Annotated in this window: 21 protein-coding genes; 13 read left to right on the forward strand and 8 right to left on the reverse strand. The window is 58.7% G+C overall.

The features are described from left to right. The first annotated feature begins 99 nt into the window (after nucleotides 1-99). Genes dnaA through gyrB form a run of 4 tightly spaced genes read left to right on the forward strand, consistent with a single transcriptional unit; the run spans nucleotide 100 to nucleotide 6,221 of the window. Nucleotides 100-1,497, forward strand: coding sequence for a chromosomal replication initiator protein DnaA (gene dnaA, locus B5T_RS00005; RefSeq protein WP_014992371.1), 1,398 nt, complete (start codon nucleotides 100-102; stop codon nucleotides 1,495-1,497). Nucleotides 1,498-1,535: 38 nt separating this feature from the next. Then, nucleotides 1,536-2,636: a DNA polymerase III subunit beta gene (gene dnaN, locus B5T_RS00010; RefSeq protein WP_014992372.1), complete on the forward strand. Its 1,101-nt coding sequence runs from the start codon at nucleotides 1,536-1,538 to the stop codon at nucleotides 2,634-2,636. A gap of 57 nt (nucleotides 2,637-2,693) precedes the next feature. Further along, nucleotides 2,694-3,797, forward strand: a complete 1,104-nt coding sequence (recF, locus tag B5T_RS00015; protein ID WP_014992373.1) for a DNA replication/repair protein RecF — start codon at nucleotides 2,694-2,696, stop codon at nucleotides 3,795-3,797. A gap of 9 nt (nucleotides 3,798-3,806) precedes the next feature. Further along, nucleotides 3,807-6,221 carry a DNA topoisomerase (ATP-hydrolyzing) subunit B gene (gyrB, locus tag B5T_RS00020; RefSeq protein WP_014992374.1) on the forward strand — a complete coding sequence of 805 codons (2,415 nt, stop codon included), beginning with the start codon at nucleotides 3,807-3,809 and terminating at the stop codon, nucleotides 6,219-6,221. 99 nt (nucleotides 6,222-6,320) lie between these two features. Here the strand turns inward: gyrB and B5T_RS00025 are convergent, their stop codons facing one another. From B5T_RS00025 to B5T_RS00050, 6 genes are all read right to left on the reverse strand, one after another. Next, the gene (locus B5T_RS00025) at nucleotides 6,321-6,707 is read right to left on the reverse strand and encodes an H-NS histone family protein (RefSeq protein ID WP_229682911.1); all 387 of its coding nucleotides are present in this window, start codon (nucleotides 6,705-6,707) and stop codon (nucleotides 6,321-6,323) included. A gap of 43 nt (nucleotides 6,708-6,750) precedes the next feature. Then, nucleotides 6,751-7,512, reverse strand: a complete 762-nt coding sequence (locus B5T_RS00030) for a lysophospholipid acyltransferase family protein (RefSeq protein WP_014992376.1) — start codon at nucleotides 7,510-7,512, stop codon at nucleotides 6,751-6,753. After that, nucleotides 7,509-8,060 carry a D-glycero-beta-D-manno-heptose 1,7-bisphosphate 7-phosphatase gene (gene gmhB / locus B5T_RS00035; RefSeq protein WP_014992377.1) on the reverse strand — a complete coding sequence of 184 codons (552 nt, stop codon included), beginning with the start codon at nucleotides 8,058-8,060 and terminating at the stop codon, nucleotides 7,509-7,511. Before gmhB ends, B5T_RS00030 begins: the two co-directional genes overlap by 4 nt. A 70-nt stretch (nucleotides 8,061-8,130) precedes the next feature. Further along, nucleotides 8,131-8,898 (reverse strand): GntR family transcriptional regulator, encoded by a 768-nt coding sequence (locus B5T_RS00040; protein ID WP_014992378.1) that lies wholly within the window; start codon nucleotides 8,896-8,898, stop codon nucleotides 8,131-8,133. Beyond that, nucleotides 8,895-9,818, reverse strand: a complete 924-nt coding sequence (locus B5T_RS00045) for a polysaccharide deacetylase family protein (RefSeq protein WP_014992379.1) — start codon at nucleotides 9,816-9,818, stop codon at nucleotides 8,895-8,897. The genes B5T_RS00040 and B5T_RS00045 overlap by 4 nt, the downstream gene beginning before the upstream one ends. Before the next feature lie 14 nt (nucleotides 9,819-9,832). Beyond that, the gene (locus B5T_RS00050; RefSeq protein ID WP_148279171.1) at nucleotides 9,833-10,276 is read right to left on the reverse strand and encodes a nuclear transport factor 2-like protein; all 444 of its coding nucleotides are present in this window, start codon (nucleotides 10,274-10,276) and stop codon (nucleotides 9,833-9,835) included. A gap of 258 nt (nucleotides 10,277-10,534) precedes the next feature. Here B5T_RS00050 and B5T_RS00055 point away from each other — a divergent pair, with 258 nt between their 5' ends. The 3 genes from B5T_RS00055 to B5T_RS23870 are packed head-to-tail and all read left to right on the forward strand — an operon-like array spanning nucleotide 10,535 to nucleotide 15,097. Next, nucleotides 10,535-11,704, forward strand: coding sequence for an ABC transporter substrate-binding protein (locus B5T_RS00055; protein ID WP_041717186.1), 1,170 nt, complete (start codon nucleotides 10,535-10,537; stop codon nucleotides 11,702-11,704). A 13-nt stretch (nucleotides 11,705-11,717) separates the two neighbouring features. Continuing rightward, nucleotides 11,718-12,602 (forward strand): branched-chain amino acid ABC transporter permease, encoded by an 885-nt coding sequence (locus B5T_RS00060; protein ID WP_014992382.1) that lies wholly within the window; start codon nucleotides 11,718-11,720, stop codon nucleotides 12,600-12,602. After that, a complete protein-coding gene (locus B5T_RS23870) occupies nucleotides 12,599-15,097 on the forward strand; it encodes a branched-chain amino acid ABC transporter ATP-binding protein/permease (RefSeq protein ID WP_014992383.1) in 2,499 nt (832 codons plus the stop codon). Before B5T_RS00060 ends, B5T_RS23870 begins: the two co-directional genes overlap by 4 nt. Here B5T_RS23870 and glyS read toward each other — a convergent pair. Continuing rightward, nucleotides 15,078-17,150 (reverse strand): glycine--tRNA ligase subunit beta, encoded by a 2,073-nt coding sequence (gene glyS, locus B5T_RS00070; protein ID WP_014992384.1) that lies wholly within the window; start codon nucleotides 17,148-17,150, stop codon nucleotides 15,078-15,080. The genes B5T_RS23870 and glyS overlap by 20 nt on opposite strands. Further along, nucleotides 17,150-18,157 (reverse strand): glycine--tRNA ligase subunit alpha, encoded by a 1,008-nt coding sequence (glyQ, locus tag B5T_RS00075; protein ID WP_014992385.1) that lies wholly within the window; start codon nucleotides 18,155-18,157, stop codon nucleotides 17,150-17,152. The genes glyS and glyQ overlap by 1 nt, the downstream gene beginning before the upstream one ends. Before the next feature lie 200 nt (nucleotides 18,158-18,357). Here glyQ and B5T_RS00080 point away from each other — a divergent pair, with 200 nt between their 5' ends. From B5T_RS00080 to rloA3, 6 genes are all read left to right on the forward strand, one after another. Continuing rightward, on the forward strand, nucleotides 18,358-18,924 hold the full coding sequence (locus B5T_RS00080) for a DNA-3-methyladenine glycosylase I (RefSeq protein WP_014992386.1): 567 nt from the start codon (nucleotides 18,358-18,360) through the stop codon (nucleotides 18,922-18,924). Between the two features lie 105 nt (nucleotides 18,925-19,029). Further along, nucleotides 19,030-19,755, forward strand: a complete 726-nt coding sequence (locus tag B5T_RS00085) for a glutamine amidotransferase (RefSeq protein WP_014992387.1) — start codon at nucleotides 19,030-19,032, stop codon at nucleotides 19,753-19,755. 68 nt (nucleotides 19,756-19,823) lie between these two features. Next, nucleotides 19,824-20,456: an acyltransferase gene (locus tag B5T_RS00090; protein ID WP_014992388.1), complete on the forward strand. Its 633-nt coding sequence runs from the start codon at nucleotides 19,824-19,826 to the stop codon at nucleotides 20,454-20,456. 78 nt (nucleotides 20,457-20,534) lie between these two features. After that, nucleotides 20,535-21,143: a TetR/AcrR family transcriptional regulator gene (locus B5T_RS00095; protein ID WP_014992389.1), complete on the forward strand. Its 609-nt coding sequence runs from the start codon at nucleotides 20,535-20,537 to the stop codon at nucleotides 21,141-21,143. Further along, entirely contained in the window at nucleotides 21,144-23,015 is a 1,872-nt protein-coding gene (locus tag B5T_RS00100; protein WP_014992390.1) for an MFS transporter, read from the forward strand. 68 nt (nucleotides 23,016-23,083) lie between these two features. Beyond that, nucleotides 23,084-23,650 carry a retropepsin-like aspartic peptidase RloA3 gene (gene rloA3 / locus B5T_RS00105; RefSeq protein WP_014992391.1) on the forward strand — a complete coding sequence of 189 codons (567 nt, stop codon included), beginning with the start codon at nucleotides 23,084-23,086 and terminating at the stop codon, nucleotides 23,648-23,650. Nucleotide 23,651 lies beyond the last annotated feature (1 nt).

Raw genomic sequence — 23,651 nt, forward strand, 5'->3', positions numbered from 1 at the left:
AAAGATAGACGAAAAAAGACCGGCTGTGCTGTGGATAGTTACGCGCTCAGAGGTATAGAATGGCCCGTTCAAATTCACGGTTTCTGGCAAGGCGGGGATGTGTCCAAAACGCTTTGGAATCGCTGTTTGACGCGACTCGAGGACGAGTTGCCGTCACAGCAGTTCAATATGTGGATTCGCCCTTTGCAGGTGTCGGTATCCGCCGATGGCGCGGAGATGACGCTATTCGCGCCTAATCGTTTCGTGGTGGACTGGGTGCGTGACAAGTATATGGAGCGTATCGGCGAGGTCATGGGGGAGATGGAGCAAGGCCCCCTGCCCCAGTTGCGTCTGGAGGTTGGCAGCTCCCGGGTAACCGAGATTATCCCCAAACGTCAGGCGCCGGAGCCTCGCCCGACGACAGCCCAGACGGCGGAAACGCGTCCGGCGCCGCCGCCGGCTCCTCCCTCCGATGTGGGGTTGGCGGCCAAGCACCGAAGTAACCTCAATACCGGCTTTACTTTCCCGACCTTCGTTGAGGGCAAGTCCAATCGCATGGCCTGTGCCGCCGCCCAGCAGGTGGCGGAGAACCCGGCCAGCCATGGCTATAACCCATTGCTGCTTTACGGTGGCGTGGGGCTGGGCAAGACGCACTTGATGCATGCGGTGGGAAACGAGTTATTACGGCGTAATCCCAACGCCAAGGTGGTTTACCTGCATTCCGAGCGCTTCGTTGCGGATATGATTTCCGCGTTGCGGAATAAGACCATCAACGAGTTCAAGCGGTTCTACCGATCCGTGGATGCGCTCTTGATCGATGATATTCAGTTTTTTGCTGGGAAGGAGCAGTCCCAGGAAGAGTTCTTCCATACCTTCAACGCTCTGTTGGAGAATGGGCAGCAGATTATTCTGACTTGCGATAAATTTCCCAAGGAAGTGGATGGCCTGGAAGAACGCCTCAAGAGCCGGTTCGGCTGGGGATTGTCACAGCCCCTGGAGCCGCCGGAGTTGGAAACCCGGGTGGCGATCTTGAAGAAGAAGGCGGAAGAAGCCCGTATCGAGCTACCTAACGACGCGGCCTTCTTTATCGCCCAGCGCATTCGTTCCAATGTGCGGGAACTGGAAGGGGCCCTGCGCCGGGTTATTGCCCATGTGCGGTTTACCGGGGCGCAGATTGATATCGGTTTGATCAAGGAAGCCTTGAAGGATCTGATTGCGCTGCAGGCGCGGCAGATCAGTATCGATAACATTCAGCGCACCGTGGCGGAGTATTACAAGATCAAGATTCCGGATCTGCACTCGCCACGCCGCACCCGCTCGGTGGCGCGGCCAAGGCAGGTCGCCATGGCGTTGTCGAAGGAATTGACCAGCCACAGTTTGCCGGAGATTGGCGCCAGTTTTGGCGGGCGTGATCACACCACGGTGTTGCATGCTTGTCGAAAAGTGAATGAACTTCGGGAAACTAGCCCCGAAATTGAGGAAGATTACCAAAATTTGCTGAGAACTCTCACGTCTTGACGGCGCTGGGGTCGGCTCATCGATGACGGGAAAGGGACATGAAATTTTCGATCAACCGTGAACAGGTGCTTAAGCCGCTGCAGCAGGTAGCGGCGGTAGTTGAGAAGCGGCAGACGCTGCCCGTGCTCTCCAATGTGCTGGTGGAAGTCAGCGATGGCTGGCTGGCACTGACGGGCACCGACCTGGAATTGGAGCTGGTGGCTCGCCTGCCGCTGGAGGGGGAAAACCAGAGCGGTGAGACTACGGTCCCTGCTCGCAAGTTGGTTGATATTGTCAAAAGTTTACCGGCGGAAGCGGAGATCCGTTTTGAGGTGGATGGCGAGCGAATGCTGGTGAAATCCGGCCGCAGCCGATTTTCTCTGTCTACTTTGCCGGCATCCGAGTTTCCCAGCCAGGAAGAGGATAAGGCCGCGTCTGGATTTGACATCGCGCCGGGTGTTTTGCGCGGCTTAATTGATCGCACTGCCTTTTCCATGGCGCAGCAGGATGTGCGTTATTACCTGAACGGTATGTTGTTCGAACTGCGCCCCGGAGCATTACGCGCGGTGGCCACCGACGGCCACCGTCTGGCTTTGTGCGATGCGGAGCTGGAAGGCCCGGATCAGGAAGCCTCAGTGATTCTTCCGCGTAAAGGGGTTATGGAGTTGTCTCGTATTCTGGCGGACGCTGGTGAGATGGTGCGTCTGACCCTGGGCCGCAATCATGTTCGCATCGTCGCTGGTGCTATCACTTTTACCTCCAAGTTGGTGGACGGCAAGTTCCCTGAGTACGAGCGGGTCATCCCGAAAGACGGTCAGCGCCGGATTCTTGCGGATCGCGAGACTCTGCGGCAGGCCATGGCCCGTGTGGCGATTCTCTCCAATGAAAAATATCGGGGGGTTCGGGTGCAGTTGTCCGAGGGTAGCTTGAGAGTGGTGGCGAACAACCCGGAGCAGGAGGAAGCGGAAGAGGAAGTGTCCGTTGACTTCAACGGCTCTCCGCTGGAGATCGGTTTCAATGTCAGCTATCTGCTGGATGTGTTGGCCACACTGAATGGCCCTCAGGCGGATCTGGAGTTAGGGGACAGTAACAGCAGTGCCCTGATCACCGACCCGGAAGACAAAGCGGCGATTTACGTCGTTATGCCGATGCGCCTCTGATCAGCGGCGGTCCCAGGGCCTCGAGCACTTCCGAGGCCCTTACCCTCCTCCCTCCTTATGCTCACCGAACTCCGTCTCTCAGACTTCCGGAATTACCATCAGGCGGATTTTTCCCCCTCTTCGGGGTTGAATCTCATTTTCGGCGCCAATGGCAGCGGCAAGACCAGCTTGTTGGAGGCCATCTACTTTATTGGTAGTGGCGGGCGGTCTTTTCGAGGGGGGCGGCTGTCTCGCCTGGTTCGAGATGGCGCGTCCTCCGCCACCTTGTTTGCCGTGGTTGATCAGCCATCCGGAAAGCAGGACAGGCTGGGGGTGAGAAGAGCCTTATCCGGCATAGAGTCATTAAAGCTCAATGGCCAGACTCCCTCGGCATTGAGTGATGTGGCCACCCTTCTCCCTGTATTGGCGTTGCACCCGCAGTCCGTGGATTTGATATTTGGTGCTTCTTCTGTACGTCGACGATTCCTGGATTGGGGAATGTTCCACGTGGAACATTCTTTTTTGGCGGCTTGGAAGGAAGCCAACTCCCTACTCAAGCAGCGAAATGCGCTGCTTCGTGCAGGGAAAGCATCACAAAAGGAGCTGCGTTATTGGGACCAGAAACTGGCGGCTAGTTCTGCTACTATTGAAGGGTTGCGTAGACCGTATCTGGCTCGCTTGAAAACAGAATGGCGAAAGATCCTGGAGATGCTGTCTCCTGATCTGAAAGTTAATCTGGAACTGCATAACGGTTTGCGCCCTGGTGAAGACTATCTCCAGGCGCTGATTCGAACCGAGGAAGAGGACCGACGTCGAGGTTTCACACACGCGGGCTTCCATCGGGCGGATGTCAGAATCACGAAAGATGGTGTGGTGGCCCGGGATCGTGTCTCCCGTGGGCAAGCAAAGATTTTGTCTTATGCCCTGGTGCTCTCTCAGCTCCCCATGATCTCGGAAGCAAACAAGGTCTGTACTCTCCTTGTGGATGATCTGGGCTCTGAGCTGGATCAGACTCATCGGGATACCCTGTTGCGCTTTCTGACCATGGGGAACCATCAGACATTGATCACGGCGGTGGACGCGGACCATTTGGGACGTGCCACCGTTGAAAACAGCGGTGCTGCCGCCCGAATGTTCCACGTGGAACATGGACGGATTCAGCGGATATCGAACGACTCGTAAGGGAAGAAAATGGCGGAAAACAGCTACGATTCATCCAGCATCAAGGTTCTCAAGGGCCTGGATGCCGTTCGCAAGCGGCCCGGCATGTATATTGGCGATACGGATGACGGCACCGGCTTGCATCATATGGTCTTCGAGGTCGTGGATAATTCCATCGATGAGGCCCTGGCCGGCTACTGTAGCGAGATCAAAGTCATCATTCATCCTGATGAATCCGTTTCAGTCACGGATAATGGGCGCGGTATTCCTGTTGATGTCCATTCGGAGGAAGGTATTAGTGCGGCCGAAGTAATTATGACGGTGCTGCACGCCGGTGGAAAATTTGATGACAACTCCTACAAGGTGTCCGGTGGACTTCACGGAGTAGGGGTTTCCGTAGTGAATGCCCTGTCCGAAACCCTGAAACTGACTATTCGTCGTCATGGCAAGGTGCATGAGCAGGTATACCACGATGGGGTTCCGGAAAAGCCACTGGACGTAGTGGGGACAACGGAAAGCAGCGGTACGACCATCCGGTTCCGGCCTTCTCCCGCCACCTTCAATAATATTCAGTTTCACTACGATATCCTGGCTAAACGCCTGCGAGAACTGAGTTTCCTTAATTCCGGTGTTCGTATCCATCTGCTGGATGAACGTAGCGGTGATGAGGATGTGTTCGAGTATGAAGGCGGTCTCAGTGCCTTCGTTACTTATCTGAACCAGAACAAGAGCTCGCTGAATCAGGTGTTTCACTTCCAGGTGGATCGTGAAGATGGCATCGGCGTGGAAGTGGCGATGCAGTGGAACGATTCCTATCAGGAAAACATCTACTGCTACACCAATAATATTCCGCAGCGGGACGGCGGCACCCATCTGGCCGGATTTCGGGCGGCTCTGACCCGAACCCTGAATACCTATATGGAGAAAGAAGGCTTCCTGAAGCGGGAGAAAGCCAATCCTTCCGGTGATGATGCCCGGGAAGGGCTGACCGCGGTTATTTCGGTGAAGGTGCCTGATCCCAAGTTCTCCAGCCAGACCAAGGATAAACTGGTGTCCTCGGAGGTGAAAAGCGCCGTCGAACAGACCATGACGGAGCGTTTCCAGGACTTTCTCCTGGAACACCCGGTCGAATCCAAGAATATTGTTCAGAAGATTATCGATGCAGCCCGGGCCCGGGATGCCGCACGTAAGGCCAGGGAAATGACCCGCCGTAAAGGGGCTCTGGATATCGCCGGGCTACCCGGGAAGCTGGCGGACTGCCAGGAGAAAGACCCCGCTCTATCCGAGCTGTATATTGTGGAGGGCGATTCCGCGGGCGGTTCCGCCAAACAGGGCCGTGACCGTAAGTACCAGGCCATCCTGCCATTGAAGGGTAAGATCCTGAATGTGGAGAAAGCCCGCTTTGACAAGATGCTCTCTTCCCAGGAGGTGGCGACGCTGATCACGGCGTTGGGCTGTGGTATCGGCCGGGATGAGTATGATGCGGATAAGCTTCGCTATCATCGCATTATCATCATGACGGATGCGGACGTGGACGGTTCTCACATCCGTACCCTGCTTTTGACGTTCTTCTTCCGGCAGATGCCGGAACTGATTGTCCGGGGCCACATTTATATTGCCCAGCCTCCTCTCTATAAGGTGAAAAAGGGTAAGCAGGAAACCTATATCAAAGATGACCCTGCCCTGGATGAGTATCTCACTACTCTGGCTCTGGATAAGGCCGCGCTCTACCCCGGCAACGAGGCGCCGCCGATTAGTGGCGAGCCTCTGTCCAACCTGATTGGCGAATACCGGAAGGTCATGAAGCTGGTGGAACGCCAATCACGGGTATTCCCGGCCCAGGTGCTGGAAGAGATGATTTATCTGCCCAGCATCGATGAGAGCAAGCTGGAAGATGAGGCTTTCATGGTGGACTGGTGCGCTAAATTGCAAGCGCGCCTGGCCAATCTTGGGAATAACATCCAGAAGTTCATCATTAGCGCCGAGAAAGATATGGAGCGGGGCTTGTTCTTGCCAGGTGTGCGAGTGCTCGCTCACGGCATAGTCCGCGAATATCAAGTCACTCTGGATTTTCTGGAGTCGCCGGACTATCAAAGCATCGCGAGGCTGGGGGAAACGCTGGAAGGCCTGCTGGCCGATGACGCCAAGGTGGTGAGGGGCGAGGCAAGCCGTCCGATTCGGGATTTCGCCGAGGCGATGCTATGGCTGATGCAACAGGCCCGTCGTGGTATTAACGTACAGCGCTATAAAGGCCTGGGCGAAATGAACGCTGATCAATTGTGGGAAACCACCATGGATCCGGAGTCCCGTCGTATGTTGCAGGTAACAGTGGAAGACGCCATCGCGGCGGATCAGATCTTCACTACTCTGATGGGCGATGATGTGGACCCCCGGCGTCAATTCATCGAGTCCAACGCCTTGTACGTATCCAACCTGGATATTTGACCGGCCGGCGGGGCGTACTGCCCTGCTTCCGCGGGTACCAACGAAAAGGGCTCCCAATGGGAGCCCTTGCCGTATCAGAAGGTGCCTGCTGGTGAAAAATCAGACCTCGTAGTCTTCCAGCTTGCCGCCTTTTTCCAACGCCTCTCGCAGCCATACAGGGCGCTTACCGCGGCCGGTCCAGGTCTGAGAACTGTCCGCCGGATTACGGTATTTGATCTTGGCCGGCTTACGGACGGCCGCCTTGGTTTTCTTGCGAGTGGCTTTGCGAGCAACCTTCTTACGACCGGTGGTTTTCTCGTCAAGAAGATCTTCAACGGAAACGCCCAAATCCTTGGCGATCTTCTCGATTTCCGCCTGAGCGTTTTTCACCGCTTCCCGGCGTTTCTTTTCCAGTTTTCTTTCCGCCTGCTTGATCAGCTTTTCCAATTCAGCGACGGAAAGGTCGTCAATATTAATAGTCATTCTTGGCATTCCTTCTTGGTTCAATCAGCTCAGCCAGGACTTTAAATACTCTACAATTGAAACGCAATTAATCGTTATCCATTTTGTCCAATTCCCCGGGGTAATTCGTCACAATCCAGTGTTTTACCTCCCGGGTAACGGTTTTAGCGTCTTTATTGCGGGTATCCATCGGCGGACTCACCCGCAGGGTAATAGTACCGGGTAATCGCAGCCAGGAGCGGGCTGGCCAGCAGTCGCCGCTATTATGGCTGATCGCGATCACCGGAAAACCGGAGCGGCTGGCCAGCAGCGCACCGCCACTGTTGAAGTGTCCAATACTTCCCGGCGGCTGCCGTGACCCCTCGGGATAAATAACCACCGGTATATTGGAGCGTAGACGGTCCTCTCCTTGTTGCACGACTGCTTTCAGAGCCGCCCTGCCCTTTCCTCGATCTATTTTGATGGGTTTTAGCAATGCCAGAGCCCAACCAAAAAAGGGAAGCCACAACAGTTCTCTTTTCAGTACCGTGGCCTGGGGTCCGACCAATAGTTGCAGATAAAACGTTTCCCAGCTGCTCTGGTGGTTGCTGATAATCACCGCGGCCTGGCCTTGCAGGTGTTCCCGTCCCTCTACCTTGAAGCGTACGCCATTGAGCCGCTGCAGTAGCCACATGGCGAATCGGGTCCAGAGGTTAACCAGGAGATGTCTTTTCTTGAACGACAGAAATGGGCCGATCAATACACAGATAACGCTGTGAATAATACCGGCGAGGTTATAGAGCAGGAAAAACAACAAGCTGCGTACCCGGATATTCCAGGTCACCCGGGCGTCACGCGGAAATCCGCTCATTCGTGGTCCTTGAGAAAATGGTCGACGAAGCGGGCCAGGGAGTCGTACACCTCCACCGTGCCCAGTTCGGGGGGCAGGCCTGTTGCCTGAGTGCTCCGACCCTTTCCGGTGAGCACCAGGACTGGCCGGCAGCCACGGGTCACTCCGGCCTGCAGGTCCCTAAGGCTATCACCGACCAGGGGCACTGAGGTGACATCGCCATAATCGGCAACAATTTGATCGATCAGCCCGGGGAGCGGCTTACGGCAATCGCAACCGTCGTCGGGACCATGGGGACAAAAGTAGATGCCATTCAAATGGGCGCCGAGACCGGCCAGATGGGCGGCCATGCGTTGGTGGATGGCCTCCAGAGTGGCCAAATCGTAATAGCCTCGCGCTACGCCGGATTGGTTGGTGGCGACCACCACCCGATAGCCGGCGCGATTCAGACGAGCAATGGCCTCGGCGCTGCCGGCGATCGGAATCCATTCCCCAGGAGTCTTGATGTAGGCGTCGGAATCTTCATTGATAACGCCATCCCGGTCGAGAATGATCAGCTTGTTGGTCATTGGGACCTACCCGTAAAAGGGCCCCAGTGTAGAAAGCTCCCGGCGCAGCGACAAGGCATATGGGGGAGGATTACTCCGCGGCCAGGCCCAGCATGTCCGCCAGGCTCTGGTCGGTGCTTTCTTCAACCAGATGAATATGGTGTTCCAGGTCGATGAGGTGCCGCTTCATTTCCTTTTGTGCGGCGCGGACATTGCCCTGTTCCAGGTAATCCACCACCCGGACATGTTCCTCATGTTCGCAGGTGGCGTTGCCTGGCGGCTGAAATAACGCCACCACCAATGAACAACGGGAAATGATTTCCGACAGATAGCGATAGAGGATCGGATTGCCGGACAGTTCTCCCAGGCGCAGATGGAAGGCGCTGGCAAGACCTGCCCATTGCGTCTGGGCATAACGGTGCATGGCCTTGTGCTCTTCACGCAGCTGTCGCCGCAGAGAGGCGTAGTTGGCACGGGTTGCGCGCTCGGCCACCAACGGCAGTATCGAGGCTTCCAGGGCACGGCGGGCCTCGAACAGCTGGCCCACTTCCTCCGGTGACGGCATGGCGACAATAGCGCCACGATTGGGGCGAAGCTGTACCACGTGGTCGTGGGCCAGTCTTTGCAGCACCTTCTGCACCAGTGATCGGCCGACACCGAATAATTCGCACAAGGCCAGTTCCGGCAACTTGGTGCCGGGTTTCAATCTCTGCCCCATGACACTGGCGACGATGGCGTCATAGATGTCCTGTTCCCTTTCCGCGGCGGAGGCCCGAGCCGATGGCTTGCGGTCACCGAGTATCGAGGGCCGTACCTTGGGACGCCCGCGGCCGTCCGATTTGGTGGCGGTTGAACTCATTCCCTTTCCTGATCCCTTTCTTGGTCCGGGGGCATGATCGTGTCCATATGATCGCAGATTCGTCCCGGCGTGGTCATCCAGATCGCCTCCCGATGACGCTGTATATGTTCCAGAGCCCGGCGTAGATGGCGCAGGCGATAGGGCTGTCCGACCAAATAAGGGTGCAGCGCGATGCCCATTACCAGTGGTTGCTGATCGGACTGCTGAAGCATTTCGTCGAACTGGTCGATGATCATTTGAGCGAACGCGCTGCCGTCCAGTTTGCGGGCGATGATCATCGGGATGTCATTAACCTCCTGCGGATACGGCACCGCCCAAAGATGCCCGCCGTTACGGGTACGCATCGGCACGGGCTGATCATCGTGGCTCCAGTTCAAGGTGTAGCGGTAGCCGGTTTCCTTCAACAGATCCGGCGTCAGATGCGACTCTCCGATCCAGGGCGACAGCCAGCCCTTGGGGACCTGACCGGATTCTTTCTCGATGCGCTCCCGACAATGCAACAACAGTGCCGTTTCCTGCTCTTCACTCAAGGTGCCTTGGTGATAGGCGTTACTGTGGCCGTGGGCGATGACCTCATCGCCTCGATGCTGGAAGGCCTGCAACAGATCGGGGCAATGATCGTACAGGGTAGTGTTGGTGATCAGACCGGTGGGCATCTCGAGCTGATCGAACAGTTCCAGGCAGCGCCACGCACCCACCCGGTTTCCGTACTCACGCCAGGAGTAGTTGAGCACGTCCGGTTCGTTGAAAACCGCCCCGAGCTTGGCACCGAGCCCTTCCCCGAAAGCAAAATGCTCAACATTGAAACCGATGTACACCGCCAGCCGTTTGCCTTCAGGCCAGTGGAAATCACGGCGTTGGGTGATGGCCGAATAAGGAAAGCGCCCATGGTGGGACAGCGGAGCGAAAGCAGAATCCATGGTGGTGTCCCGTTTCAAAGTTCCGCCAGTCCAGCACGTACCAGCAGCCATTCGGCGCTGTCGTTCCAGACATCCATCTCGGTAATCAGTCCATCGCGAATCACATACCGGTCCACGTAGCGATTGTTTTCGAACGGAGTGCCATCCGGCCATTCCCCATAAAGCGTGCCCCGGTTGTAAACCACGGCGTACTGTAACGTTCCGCCGCTCACCACCTCGGTGGCTTCAAAGCGTTTCTTTACCCAGACATAACGCCCTTTATTGAAGGCGGTGGTGTCCATCGGATCCGTCATCGGGCGGTTGCCGGTGAAGCGAATGCTCAGTTCCGGGGAAACGAAGCGGCGGGCGCTGTCCGGATCCGGTTTCATCAGGATAATCAGGTAGGCGTCCACGAGCCCGGCGGGATCGGAAAGATCAAGATGCTGAATCTCTTTGTCCCAGTTTGGTGCGTCGGTCATGTTTTCTCCCTCTTTTTGCGCAGGCATGGCCTGGGTCCAGCGGTGATTCGGTGGCTTGAATGACACGATGTCGGCCATTTCAGGCTTCATGGATCGTCGCCATTCTTCCTTATTTTTTGTCGTCAATTAACGACTTAGATGACGACAAAAAATAAAGCAATATGCATGCCCAACCTGAGCGTCGAACAAAATGGCATGCCCTTTGCGTTGTTATCGGTGTCGGGCGGAACCGCCCAAACTCAGCAAAAGGGGGAAGCCATGCTTCGTGCAGTAAAGAAATGGGCCGTATTGGTACTGTGCCTGATGGCCGGTGGTACTTTGGCGAACGAGCCAGTGAAGATCGGATTGATCACCGCTTTGTCCGGACAGTCCGCCCAGGCCGGAGAGTCGATCACCCGTGGTCTGCAGGTGGCGATTGATGAGATCAATGCTTCCGGTGGCGTACTCGATGGCCGGCCGCTGGTGTTGGTGCGCCGGGATGATGAGGCCAATCCCGCCAAAGGTGTGGTGGCGGCGCGCGAACTGATCCATAAGGAGAAGGTGGCGGTCTTGTTCGGTGGCCTGGACACCCCGGTATCCATGGCCATCGTGCCTTTGGTCAACCAGGCGAAGATGCCCTTCGTGGGACCCTGGGCCGCGGGCACGCCGATCACCAAAAACGGCGCGGATCCCAACTTCGTGTTCCGGGTTTCAGCAATGGATGAGATCGTTGATATCGCCATGGTGGAGTACGCACAGAAAAATTTCGATGCGCGGAAGTTCGGCCTGATGATGGTGAACAACCCCTGGGGAGAATCCAACCAAAAAGGGCTGGTGGCCGCGCTCAAGGATAAAGGTCTGGAACCTGCGGCCAGCGAGAAATTCGACGGCGATCAGGTGGATCTGGTGCCACAACTGACGCGTCTGCGCGACGCTGGTGTCGATACCATTTGCCTGGTCGGCAACGTCGGGCCTTCCGCTCAGGTGGTGAAATCCCTGCGTCGCATGGGCTGGGATGTGCCGGTGGTGTCTCACTGGGGCCCCGCCGGCGGCCGGTTCACCGAACTGGCCGGACCGGGCTCTGAAAAAGTGCATTTCATCCAGACCTACAGTTTCTTCGGCGACCAATCTCCAGCGGGAGAAAAAGTCATCGCCGCACTGAAAGCGAAGTACAAGGACATCACTGGCCCGGAAGACATTACTCCGGCAGTGGGGGTGGCCAATGCCTACGACGCCCTGCATCTGGCCGCTCTGGCCATCAACGAGGCCGGCTCCACCGAGGGTGAAGCGATCCGGGAAGGTTTCTTCAAGATCAAGCAATACCAAGGTCTGATCAAGACCTACCAGCAACCCTTCTCCCCCGAAGTTCATGATGCCTTGAGCGCCGACGACTACGTCTGGGCCCGGTTCATCGACAACCGGATCGTTCCGGTGGCGTTGTCGCAGTAAGCAAGGGATAAACATGGATATTCAGCTGGTATCGGCGCTGATCAGCGGCCTTGGCATGGGCAGCATGTATGGCCTGATGGCGTTGGGTTTTTACATCACCTACGCGGTATCGGGGACGGTCAACTTCGCTCAGGGCAGCTCGATGATGCTCGGCGCGGTGTTGTGCTTCACCTTTTCCCAGACCCTGCAATGGCCGCTGGTGCCGTCGGTGGCGATGGCGCTGCTGTGCTGCGCGCTCTACGGTTTGGTGGTGGAGTTTCTCGCGGTACGGCCGTTTACCCGGCGCGGCTCCGATGCCTGGCTGATGTCCACCGTGGCGTTGGGCATCGTGCTGGATAACCTGGTCATGCACACCTTCGGCCGTGAGCCGCGCAGCCTGCCCTCCTCGCTGGCGATTACGCCGGTGGAGGTGGCGGGGGTAAACCTAGCGGTGTATCCGTTGCAGTTGATCATACCACTGGTGGGACTGTCGCTGGCGCTGGTGCTGCACTGGGTGGCGCGCCATACCCGTTGGGGAACGGCGTTGCTGGCCACCGAACAGAACAAGGATGCGGCGCGCTTGATGGGGATTCCCATCGGACGGGCCATCGCCGGGGCCTTTGCCTTGTCCACTTTGCTGGCCGGAGTGGCGGGCATGATGATCGCGCCGCTGTCCAATGTGAATTCCGACATGGGGACGTTGTTCGGTCTCAAGGCATTCTCCGTGGCTATTCTCGGTGGTATCGGCAGTCCCTGGGGGGTCATGATCGCCGGTCTGCTGTTCGGTGTGGCGGAGAGCCTGATCACGGTGACGCTGGGCTCCGGCTACACCCACATCATTACCTTTGCTTTGGTGATCGTGGCGCTGGCGCTGCGGCCCAACGGTTTGTTCGGGCGTGCCGGGGTGAAGAAAGTATGAAGTACCCGCATTTGATGATGCTGGCTGCGCTGGTGGCGGTGGCCTTGGTTTGCACTTTCTCCTTGAACAGCTATTACGTGTTCGTGCTGGCCAATGTGGCGCTGATCACCATTGTCGGCGTCGGTCTGAACATTCTGTTGGGTTTGAGTGGACAGATTTCCTTCGGCCATGTGGGGTTTTACGCCATTGGCGCCTACACCGTGGCGGTGCTCACCACACAAGCGGGCTGGTCGTTCTGGCCGGCCTGGTTGGCGGGGGCGCTGTTTTCCGGCGTCGCCGGGGCTCTGGTGGCGTTGCCGGCCTTACGGGCCAAGGGGCCTTATCTGGCGATGATCACCATCGCCTTCAGCTTTATCGTTCAGCACGCCGTGATTGAAATGGAAGGGGTCACAGGTGGTCAGAACGGCATCATGGGGGTGATGGCGCCCTCGCTTCATGAGTCCTGGAGCCCCGAGCAGAACATCGCGGTGCTGGCCGTGCTGACGGCAGCGGCGATGTTGCTGGTTTATGTTTTGATTTCCCGCGGCACCTGGGGCGCGGCCATGCGGGCGGTCAAGGACAGCGAAGTGGCGGCGGAATCCGTCGGCATCAATCCACTGGCGGCAAAAACCATGGCGTTCGCGCTGTCGGCGCTGATGGCCGGGTTGGCCGGAGGCCTGTTCGCGCCTCTGTCCGGCTTCGTAACACCGGATACTTTCAGTTTCATGCAGTCCATTCTGTTCGTGCTGGTGGTGATTATTGGCGGTGCGGGATTCATTGCCGGGCCGGTGATTGGCGCCATTATTCTCGGTGTGTTGCCGGAACTGCTGGCGTCCCTGGAGTCCCATCGCTTGCTGTTCTTTGGTGGTCTGTTGCTGGTGGTTTTGTTGGTGGCGCCCAATGGTTTGATGGGCTGGCTGACGGCCTGGAAGGGCCGCCGGAGCGGGGATGGCGACACCGACCCGCTCCCCGCCAGTGATGTCGAACCCGTGCTGGATACGCGCCTCCGTCATGGTTTGGAGGTGCGGGGACTGAGCATGACCTTCGGCGGTGTCAAAGCGGTCAGCGGCTTGAATCTGGATGTGCCGGCGGCGGCGGTGAGCAGTCTGATTGGCCCCAATGGCGCCGGCAAAACCACGGTGTTGAATATGCTCAGCGGGTTTTACCGGCCCACGGACGGTGGTTTTTCATTGACGGATATCGCTCTGCAAACCGAAGGGGCGTGGCGCATCGCCCGCCGTGGGGTGGCGAGAACCTACCAAACGTCGCAGCTGTTCGATTCGCTTTCCGTGGAGGAGAACGTGGCTCTGGCCGCCTGCCGGGGTCATTTGGGAACCGTGCTGAGGGGCGGACCTTTCCGTTCCCGGGCGGTACGCCAGCGGGCACGCGCCCTGCTGTCGTTCTGTGGCTATCACGGCGATCCGGCCCTGCCCGCCTCGCAATTGCCGCATGTGGACCGGCGCCTGGTGGAAATCGCCCGGGCATTGGCGTTGGATCCGGAAGTGCTGTTGCTGGATGAGCCGGCCGCCGGCTTGTCGCGGGAAGATACCGACCGGTTGGGCGATCTGCTCACAGCGGTCGCGGCCGCCGGTATCGCGGTCCTGGTGGTGGAGCACGATATGGAGCTGGTGATGTCGGTATCCGACCAGGTCATTGTTCTGGATACCGGTACCCTGCTGGCCGCGGGCAACGCCGCTGAGGTACAGGCCAATCCGGAAGTCCGTAAAGCTTATCTCGGTGACAGCGGTGATCTGCTGGCCGCGGCAAGCCGTCATCCTCCACAAGGTCCCGAGCTGCTGGGCGTCAGCCGCCTGGTAGCGGGATACGGTGCCGAGCCGGTGTTGCACGGTATCAATCTCAAGATTCGCCAGGGAGAAATGGTGGCCCTGTTGGGGGCCAACGGCGCCGGCAAATCCACCTTGATGCGGGTGCTCAGCGGATTGCATCCGGCCCAGAGCGGTGGCGTGCATCTCAATGGCGAGGTGCTCAACACCATGCCGGCGGAGAAAATTGCCGGTCGGGGTGTGGTGTTGGTGCCGGAAGGCCGACAGGTTTTTCCCGAGTTGTCGGTGCTGGATAACATCCGCCTTGGCGGCTTCCTTCACGCCGAGGACCGCGAAGCCCGCGTGCAAGGTATGCTGGAACGGTTTCCTCGTCTGCGCGAGCGTCAGCACCAGCGTGCCGGGCTACTCTCCGGAGGTGAACAGCAAATGCTGGCACTGGCCCGCGGTTTGATGGCAAAGCCAAGGGTTCTGCTATTGGATGAGCCGTCTCTCGGACTGGCGCCGAAAATCATTGCCGAATTGTTCGAGGTGCTGGATCAGCTGCGCCGGGAGGACATGACCATTTTGCTGGTGGATCAGATGGCGGCACTGGCATTGGCTTTGGCGGATCGAGCCTACGTGATCGAAGGCGGTCGTGTGGTAGCGCAGGGGACGGCGGACGAGATCCGCGCGAACGTGGATCTCGCCAACGCCTATCTGGGCAATGCCGCGCCTACTCCTGCAACAGGCTGATATCGGCCACGTTAAGGAACAGGTCGCGCAGAAAACTCAGCAGGGCCAGGCGGTTATCGCGAACCGCCGGGTCCTCGGCCATCACCATCACGCTTTCGAAGAACGCGTCCACCGGGGCGCGCAGCTCCGCCAGCAGTTCCAGCACCGCCTGGTAATCGCCCTGCTCCAGCAGCGGCTCGGACTGTTCGTAGGCGGCCACCACCAGATTGGTGAGTTCCTGCTCCGCTTCGTCTTCCAACAGCGCGCCATCGATTTCTTCCGGCGGGGCCTGTTCCAGCTTGGCCAGAATATTGGAGACCCGCTTGTTGGCCGCGGCCAGAGCCTGGGCTTCTTCCCGCTGCTGGAACGCGGCCACGGCTTTCACCCGGCGATCGAAATCCAGCGGTTTGCGGCAGGCGTCCTCAATGGCCAGCACCGACAGGATCACCGGTGTGGCGATGCCCTGTTCCTGATACATGGCGCGGTAACGGCCCTTGATAAAATCGAAGGCCTCGTCGACCTGACTGGCGTCGATGCGTTCACCAAGCTGGGCGGCGGCCTGATCCAGCAGATCCCGCAGATCCAGTTCCAGCTGGTTTTCGATGATGATGCGCAGCACACCGAGCGTGGCCCGCCGCAGGGCATAGGGGTCCTTGGTGCCGCTGGGTTTCTGGCCGATACCGAAGATCCCCACCAGCGTGTCGATCTTGTCGGCCAGGGAGACCGCCATGCCGGTCTTGCTTTGTGGCAGTTTATCGCCGGCGAAACGGGGCAGGTATTGTTCGTATAGCGCTTCGGCCACCTCTTCTGGCTGACCTTCGCGGCGGGCCAGATAGTAGCCCATGATGCCCTGCATGGTATCGAATTCGTACACCATCTCGCTGTTCAGGTCGGCTTTGCTCAGCTCGCCGGCCAGCCGGGCCTGGGCGCTATCGCCGCCGATATGATTGGCGATGACACTGGCTAGGCGGCCAATACGCTGGCACTTGTCGGCCACCGTACCCAGTTGCTGCTGGAACACCACCTGAGCCAGTCCCTCGGCGTGTTGCGCCAGAGTCTTCTTGCAGTCGTTGTCATAGAAGAAGGCGGCGTCGGCCAGGCGCGGGCGGATCACCTTCTCGTTACCGGCGATCACCTGGGCCGGGTCCTTGGACTGGATATTGCTGATGGTGATGAATTTCGGCATCAGCTTGCCGTCGGCATCGAGCACGGAGAAGTACTTCTGGTGCTCTTCCATGGCGCTGATCAGCGCTTCCTGGGGCACGCGCAGGAAGTCCTGATCGAAGCCGCCGGTCAGCGCCACCGGCCATTCCACCAGGGCGGTCACTTCGTCAAGCAAATCAGCATTGATCTGCGCGGTACCGCCGGCCTGCTTGCCCGCGGCGGTCGCCTGCTCTTCGATCATCGCCTTGCGGCGGTCGAAATCGGCGATCACATGACCCTCTTGTTCCAGGCGCCCGGCGTATTCACCGGCCAGGCTCAGTTCAATGGCACTCGGCGCGTGGAAGCGGTGACCATAACTGGTGCGGCCGGATTGCAGATCCAACAGCTCGAACGGTACAACCTCCTCGCCGAACAGTGCCACCAGCCAATGTGCCGGGCGCACGAACTGTACCTTGCGGCTGCCCCAGCGCATGCGTTTGGGAATCGGCAGCTTCTGGATCGCCTGGGCGAAGAATGCCGGCACCAGCTCGATGGTGGCCTTGCCCTCCTCGGTGATACGGGCAATCAGGCGTTCGCCCTTGCCGGTGTCCTGGCGGTCCAGCTGGTCCACGGTCAGCCCCAGGGAAGCGGCGAAGCCCTGGGCGGCCTTGGTCGGGTTGCCGTCGGCGTCGAACGCCGCCTGCACCGCCGGCCCCTGACGTTCGATATCACGGTCGGCCTGTTTTTCGTCCAGGTCGCGCACCAGCACCGCCAGCCGGCGTGGCGCGGCGAAGCGTTCCACCTCGCCGTGTTGCAGTCCGGCTTCGTCCAGTTGCCGCACGAACTCCTCGGTGAGCGCCGCGCTCAGGGTCGGCAACGCCTTCGGGGGCAGTTCCTCGGTGCCCAGCTCGATCAGTAAATCCCGGGACATTATTTCTTCCCCTTCTTTTTATGGCCTTTCTCGGCGGGCGCTTTTCCTGCCGCCTTCTCATCCTGCTTTGCCAGCTCCGCTTCCACTTCCTCGCGGATGGTCGGATCGACCATGGGGAAGCCCAGTTTGCGGCGGGCATCGAAGTAGGCCTGGGCCACGGCCCGGGCCAGGGTGCGCACACGCAGAATAAAGCGCTGACGTTCGGTCACCGAGATGGCCTTGCGCGCGTCCAGCAGGTTAAAGGTGTGAGAAGCCTTGAGGGCGTACTCGTAGGCGGGCAGCGGCAGGCCCGCACCGATCAGCTTGGTGGATTCGGACTCGAACAGATCGAACTGCTTGAACAGTTCTTCTACGTTGGCGTGCTCGAAGTTGAAAGTGGACATCTCCACTTCGTTTTGCAGATAAACGTCGCCGTAGCTGACCTTGCCGAACGGGCCGTCGGACCAGACCAGGTCGTACACCGAGTCCACGCCCTGAATGTACATGGCCAGACGCTCCAGGCCATAGGTGATCTCGCCGGTGACCGGGTAGCAGTCGATGCCGCCGACCTGCTGGAAGTAGGTGAACTGGGTCACTTCCATGCCATTGAGCCACACTTCCCAGCCCAGCCCCCAGGCGCCAAGCGTGGGGGATTCCCAGTTGTCCTCGACGAAGCGGATGTCGTGCACCAGCGGATCGAAGCCCAGCAGGCGCAGGGAGTCCAGGTACAACTCCTGGATGTTGTCCGGGGACGGTTTGAGGACCACCTGGAACTGGTAATAGTGCTGCAGTCGATTGGGGTTCTCCCCGTAACGGCCGTCGGTGGGCCGCCGGGAAGGCTGCACATAGGCACTGTTCCAGTTTTCCGGGCCAATGGCGCGCAGGAAGGTGGAGGGGTGGAAAGTCCCCGCGCCCACTTCCATGTCCAAAGGCTGCACGACCACACAGCCCTGCTCAGCCCAATATTGTTGCAGGGCCAGGATCAGGCCCTGAAAGGTCATCACGTCCGCTTGCGGTTGATCCGCCATGTCGCTTCCTGTTATTCCGCTGGTGCACCGGTGCGAGCCCGCGCTCCTGGCGGCGATGCCATGCCCTCCACGGTGGCGCTGGCCCCGTGTGTGGGAGGGAGAGAGACGGGCTCGTGAAACGAAGACCGCAAGTATAGCGTTCCCCAGGGGCCGGTGATACCGTGGCCCGGAACCCGATATTCCTTTCACCGAGATCGCCCATGGAACGATGCCCCTGGTGCGGTACCGACCCCCTGTACGTGGCCTACCACGACCAGGAGTGGGGGGTACCGGAACATGATGATCACCGATTGTTTGAATTCCTGCTTCTGGAAGGAGCGCAGGCCGGCCTCAGCTGGATCACGGTATTGCGCAAGCGCGAGAACTACCGGCGTGCCCTGGATGGCTTCGACCCGGAAAAGATCGCCCGCTATGGCGACCGCAAGCTGGAACAGCTGCTGCAGGATGCGGGACTGATCCGCAACCGGTTGAAAATGAAGGCGGCGGTGAGTAACGCCCAGGCTTATCTGGACCTGCGTGAGGCAGGCCAGACCCTGGATGCCCTGCTGTGGGGCTTTGTCGATGGCACGCCGCGGATAAACCGCTACCGATCGGTATCCGAAGTGCCGGCGGTCACCCCCACCGCCGAAGCCATGAGCCGGGAACTGAAGAAAAAAGGCTTTCGTTTCGTCGGTCCCACCATTATGTACGCCTTCATGCAGGCCGCCGGGCTGGTAAACGACCATCTGATCAGCTGTCCGCGTCACCGGCAGCTGGCCGACGGGTGAAAAAACGGCTGAATCGAAAACTTTTACAACGGTGACGTCAGAGCTGGTATGAGCTTTGCTGAAGCACTGGGGAACGTAACCCAGGGACTGGTGAAGGAGGCTCCCATGAAACCGGTGTTGATTATAAAGGCCGGCAGCACCTACCCCGAATTGATCGAGCATTACGGGGACTTCGAGGACTGGATCGCCCGAGGTCTCGGTGATCGCTGTGCCGTGCAGGTATGCGATGTGCGTGAGCCGGTGCCATTGCCGTCGCCGGACCGTATCGCGGCGGTCATCATTACCGGCTCTCATGCCATGGTGACCGAGCAGGCGCCCTGGATGGTGCGCCTGACCGATTGGCTGGATGACGCCATCACCCATCCGGCGGCGCTGCCGGTGTTGGGGATCTGCTTTGGCCATCAACTGCTGGCGAAGCTGCTCGGCGGTGAAGTGGGAGACCATCCACAGGGCATGGAATTGGGCACGGTGGCGCTGAGAATGGCATCGGAAGCGGCCCGGGATCCCCTGTTCGCCGGACTTTGCCAGCAGCCCTGGGGGCAGATGGTGCACCGGCAATCGGTGCTGGTGGCGCCGCCGGAAGTGTCGGTGCTGGCCAGTAATGGCCATGACGCCTGTCAGGCGTTTCGCTACCGGCAACGGGTGTGGGGCTGTCAGTTTCATCCGGAATTCAACGCCGATATTACCAGGGCCTACCTGCAAGCCTTGCGAGGCCGGAGTATCAGTGACCAGCGCGCCGCGGACGTCATGTCCGAAGTTCGGGAATGCCCGGGTGCCAATGAGGTATTGAGCCGGTTCGGGCAGTTGGTACAGGATCTTTGCGCCGCCTAGGCAAGTCGGCAGCTGGCGGCGGGCGCTTGGTGTAGGATGCCGGTACCCCGTGTTTCTTCATCAAGGCCATGAGCGACCCCTACCGCGAACAACACAAACTGCGCCTGGCGTATATGCCCTGGTTGTACCCCCGGCTCAAGCCCCGGCACCGGGCCTGGGCGGAACCCTGGCAGACAAAGGTGCAGAAAGAGTTGGAACGCCTTGAAGCGGTGCATTTCGGGGAGCACTGTTTTGTCGCACCGCAGGCGCGCCTGTTCGCCGAGCCGGGCCGCGATATCCATGTCGGCGATCATAGCCATATCGCCGCCGACACATTGCTGCATGGCCCGATTCGGCTCGGGGCCCATGTCAGCGTCAACCATCATGCCACCCTGGAAGGCGGGGCCGCCGGTATCGAGATCGGCGATCACTCCCGCATTGCCGCCTACGTTACTCTTTATGCCTTTAATCACGGCAGAGAGGCCGCCGCCCTGGTCCGCGAGCAGCCGGTGACATCCCGGGGCATTCGTATTGGCCGGGATGTCTGGCTGGGGGCCCGTTGCGGTATCGTCGACGGCGTCACGGTTGGCGACCACGCGGTGGTGGCGATGGGGGCGGTGGTAACCCGGGATGTGCCGGCCTGGTGTGTGGTGGCGGGCAACCCGGCGCGTCCCATAGGCCGCCGCCCGGGGGCGCCGCCGGAAGAAGGCGTTGAGCGATAATTGTGGCATGGTATTGAACGCTGTTTATTAATATTGCATTCTAAGCCAAATGAACGGCGTTTAAGGGGAGGCGGTGAAATGGCGAGGCGTAACCAGCACAGCAAGGAAGAACTTCGGGCCATGGCCATCGAGGCGTTGGCGGATCTGGTGGAACGGGAAGGGGTGGATAATTTCAGTGTGCGCCAGATCGCCGGAAAACTGGGTTATACCCCGGGCATGCTTTACCACCTGTTCGTCAATCTGGATGATCTGATTCTGCATCTGAATGCCCAGACCCTGGATGCGCTGAATGCCCGCATTGATCAGGCCGCCGGTCATGGTGATCCGATGGCGATACTGAAAGCCATGGCGTTTGAATATTTGCGCCTGGCCCGGGAGCACACCGCCCTTTGGCAGTTGGTGTTCAGCCATCGCATGGCGAACCAGGCCCCGGTGCCGGACTGGTATGTCGACCGTACCCGGCACATGTTCGAGCAAGTGGAAGTCCAGCTGAACAACTGGGTACCGGCGGCGGATCAACGGCAAAGGCAGGTGATGGCAAGAACACTGTGGGGAAGCGTGCACGGAATCTGTTTGCTGCATGTGGAAAATAAACTGAACGTGGCCGGCGACGTGGCACCGGAAGCGATGCTGGAATCGCTGCTTGATCACTATCTGTCGTCATGCGCCAGGGAAGGAGAAAAATAAATGGGAAAGAGCGTGTTTTCCTTGTTGTTCAAACGCCGGTTCGGGCCTTTTTTCGGTACCCAGTTCCTTGGTGCTTTCAATGACAATGTCTTTCGTCAGGGGCTGATTCTCTTGATCGCCTCCGGCGTGGTCGTGGGAACCGAAGTCAATACTCTGAATAACGTGGCGCTGGCGTTGTTCATCGTTCCGTTTTTTCTGTTCTCCGCCCTTGCCGGGCAAATCGCCGACAAGTTTGACCGCGCCCGTCTGATCCGCTGGATCAAGTTCGCGGAGATCGTGATCATGAGTTGCGCCGCGCTGGGGTTTTACTTTGACGCGGTTTACGGCCTGTTGGTGCTGCTGTTCTTCATGGGGTTGCAGTCCACGTTCTTCGGGCCGATCAAGTACTCGATCATTCCTCAGCATCTGCCCAATGAAGAGCTGGTGAGAGGTAATGCGCTGGTGGAAATGGGCACCTTTCTGGCGATTCTGCTCGGCTCGGTTTCCGGTGTGATGCTGAAGATGGGCGGTAATACGCCACTGGTGATCAGCACCGCGGTGATTGGCCTGGCGGTGTTGGGTTTTCTTTGTTCCCTGGGTATTCCCCGGGCGCCGGCGGCGGACCCGGGCCTGCGTCTTAACTGGAATTTATGGAAGGAAACCTGGCACATTGTCGGTTACGCTCGCGAGGTGAAATCGGTGTGGATGTCGGTGCTGGGAATTTCCTGGTTCTGGTTTCTCGGTGCCGCTTACACCACGCAATTGAAGGTGTATGTGGATGACTATCTGATGGGGACCGAGGGTCTGTACGCGTTGTTGCTGGCCACCTTTTCCATCGGCATTGGCCTGGGCTCATTTTTCTGTGAAAAAGCATCCGGAAAGCGGGTGGAGTTGGGTTTGGTTCCGCTGGGTTCCATTGGTATCAGTGTCTTCGGTATTGATTTGTTTTTCTCCTACACCTCGTTGACTCTGAGCGGCCAGCTTTCGATCACGGAATTTCTGCAACAGCCCGGCGGTTATCGGATCATGGCCGATTTACTTGGTGTTGGTATCTTTGGCGGTTTCTATATCGTGCCTTTGTTCGCCTTCGTACAGCAACGCTCCAATCCGAAACATCTGGCCCGCATTATCGCCGCCAATAATATTCTCAATGCCTTGCTCATGGTGGCTTCGGCGGCGGCGGGAATCATCTTCGTCGGTGTTCTGGATCTCACCGTGCCCCAGTTTTTCCTGGCGCTGGCGTTGGCCAACGTGGTGGTGGCGCTCTACATCTATACCGTGGTGCCCGAGTTCCTTATCCGTCTTCTGGTATGGATGCTGACCAACACCATCTACCGGGTGAAGCACAAGGGGCTGGAAAACATTCCCGAGGAAGGGCCTTGTTTGCTGGTGTGCAATCACATCAGCTATACGGATGCGCTGCTGCTGGCTGGTGCGGTGCGTCGACCGATCCGCTTCGTGATGGCGAAGCCGATCTACGACATGCCTTTTCTGAATTATATTTTCCGCACCGGCAAGACCATTCCGATCGCCTCCAAGGAAAAACATCCGGACATTTATGAGCAGGCCTTCCGTCGGGTACGTGAGGAACTGGCGGATGATCAGGTAGTGTGTATTTTCCCGGAAGGCCGCTTGACACCGGATGGCGAAGTGGGCGCATTCAAGAGTGGAATGGAAAAAATCGTTAAGGAAACCCCAGTACCGGTGGTGCCCATGGCATTATCCGGTTTGTGGGGCAGTTTCTTCAGTCATAAAGGTGGCGCGGCCCTTACCCGCATGCCGCGGCGCTTCTGGTCACGGGTCAAACTTGCCGTCGGCGAACCGGTGGCGCCGGAGGCCGTTGATGCCGAGGCCGTGCGAAGCGCGGTGTTGGCATTGCGCGAACGGCCATAAGGGAACGAAGTAAGCCGCCACGGGTCTATTTCCGGACAACGCCATAGAGATCCAGAAGGAGCCGATCAATGAGACGAATTTCCAGCGCTGCCCTGATCATGATGGTGGCCTTGGTTTCCACCGTCACGGCACAGGCGGACCAGGATGGAAAAAAAGTGTTTGGATGGGTGGAGAAAACCACCATTGAGTCCTGGGATGTGGAGATGAAAGCCAAGCTGGACAGTGGCGCTTTGACGTCCTCCATGCAGGCTACCGATATCGAGAATTTCACCAAGGACGGTGAGGATTGGGTGCGGTTTACCGTGGATGTGGAAGACGATGACAGTGGCAAAAAGGTGGAGCGCCGATATGAAAAGCCGCTGTTCCGGGATCTGACCGTGCGCGGCGCCGGCGGCAGGGATGAGCGTCCGGTGGTTCTGATGAAGATCTGTATGGACGATACCGTGTACGAAGAGCAGTTCAGTCTTCGCGACCGCAGTGAGATGCTGTACCCGGTGCTCCTCGGGCGCCGCACTATTCAGCACTTGGGCTTGCTGGACGTCACCAGTACTTTCCAGAACTCGCCTGACTGCGACGAGAACTCCGAAGTGAAGCACAACAAGGATCAGAAAGACGACGAGGATATCGGCGATTGAT

The sequence above is a fragment of the Alloalcanivorax dieselolei B5 genome (assembly GCF_000300005.1).
In the GTDB taxonomy this organism is placed as follows: domain Bacteria; phylum Pseudomonadota; class Gammaproteobacteria; order Pseudomonadales; family Alcanivoracaceae; genus Alloalcanivorax; species Alloalcanivorax dieselolei.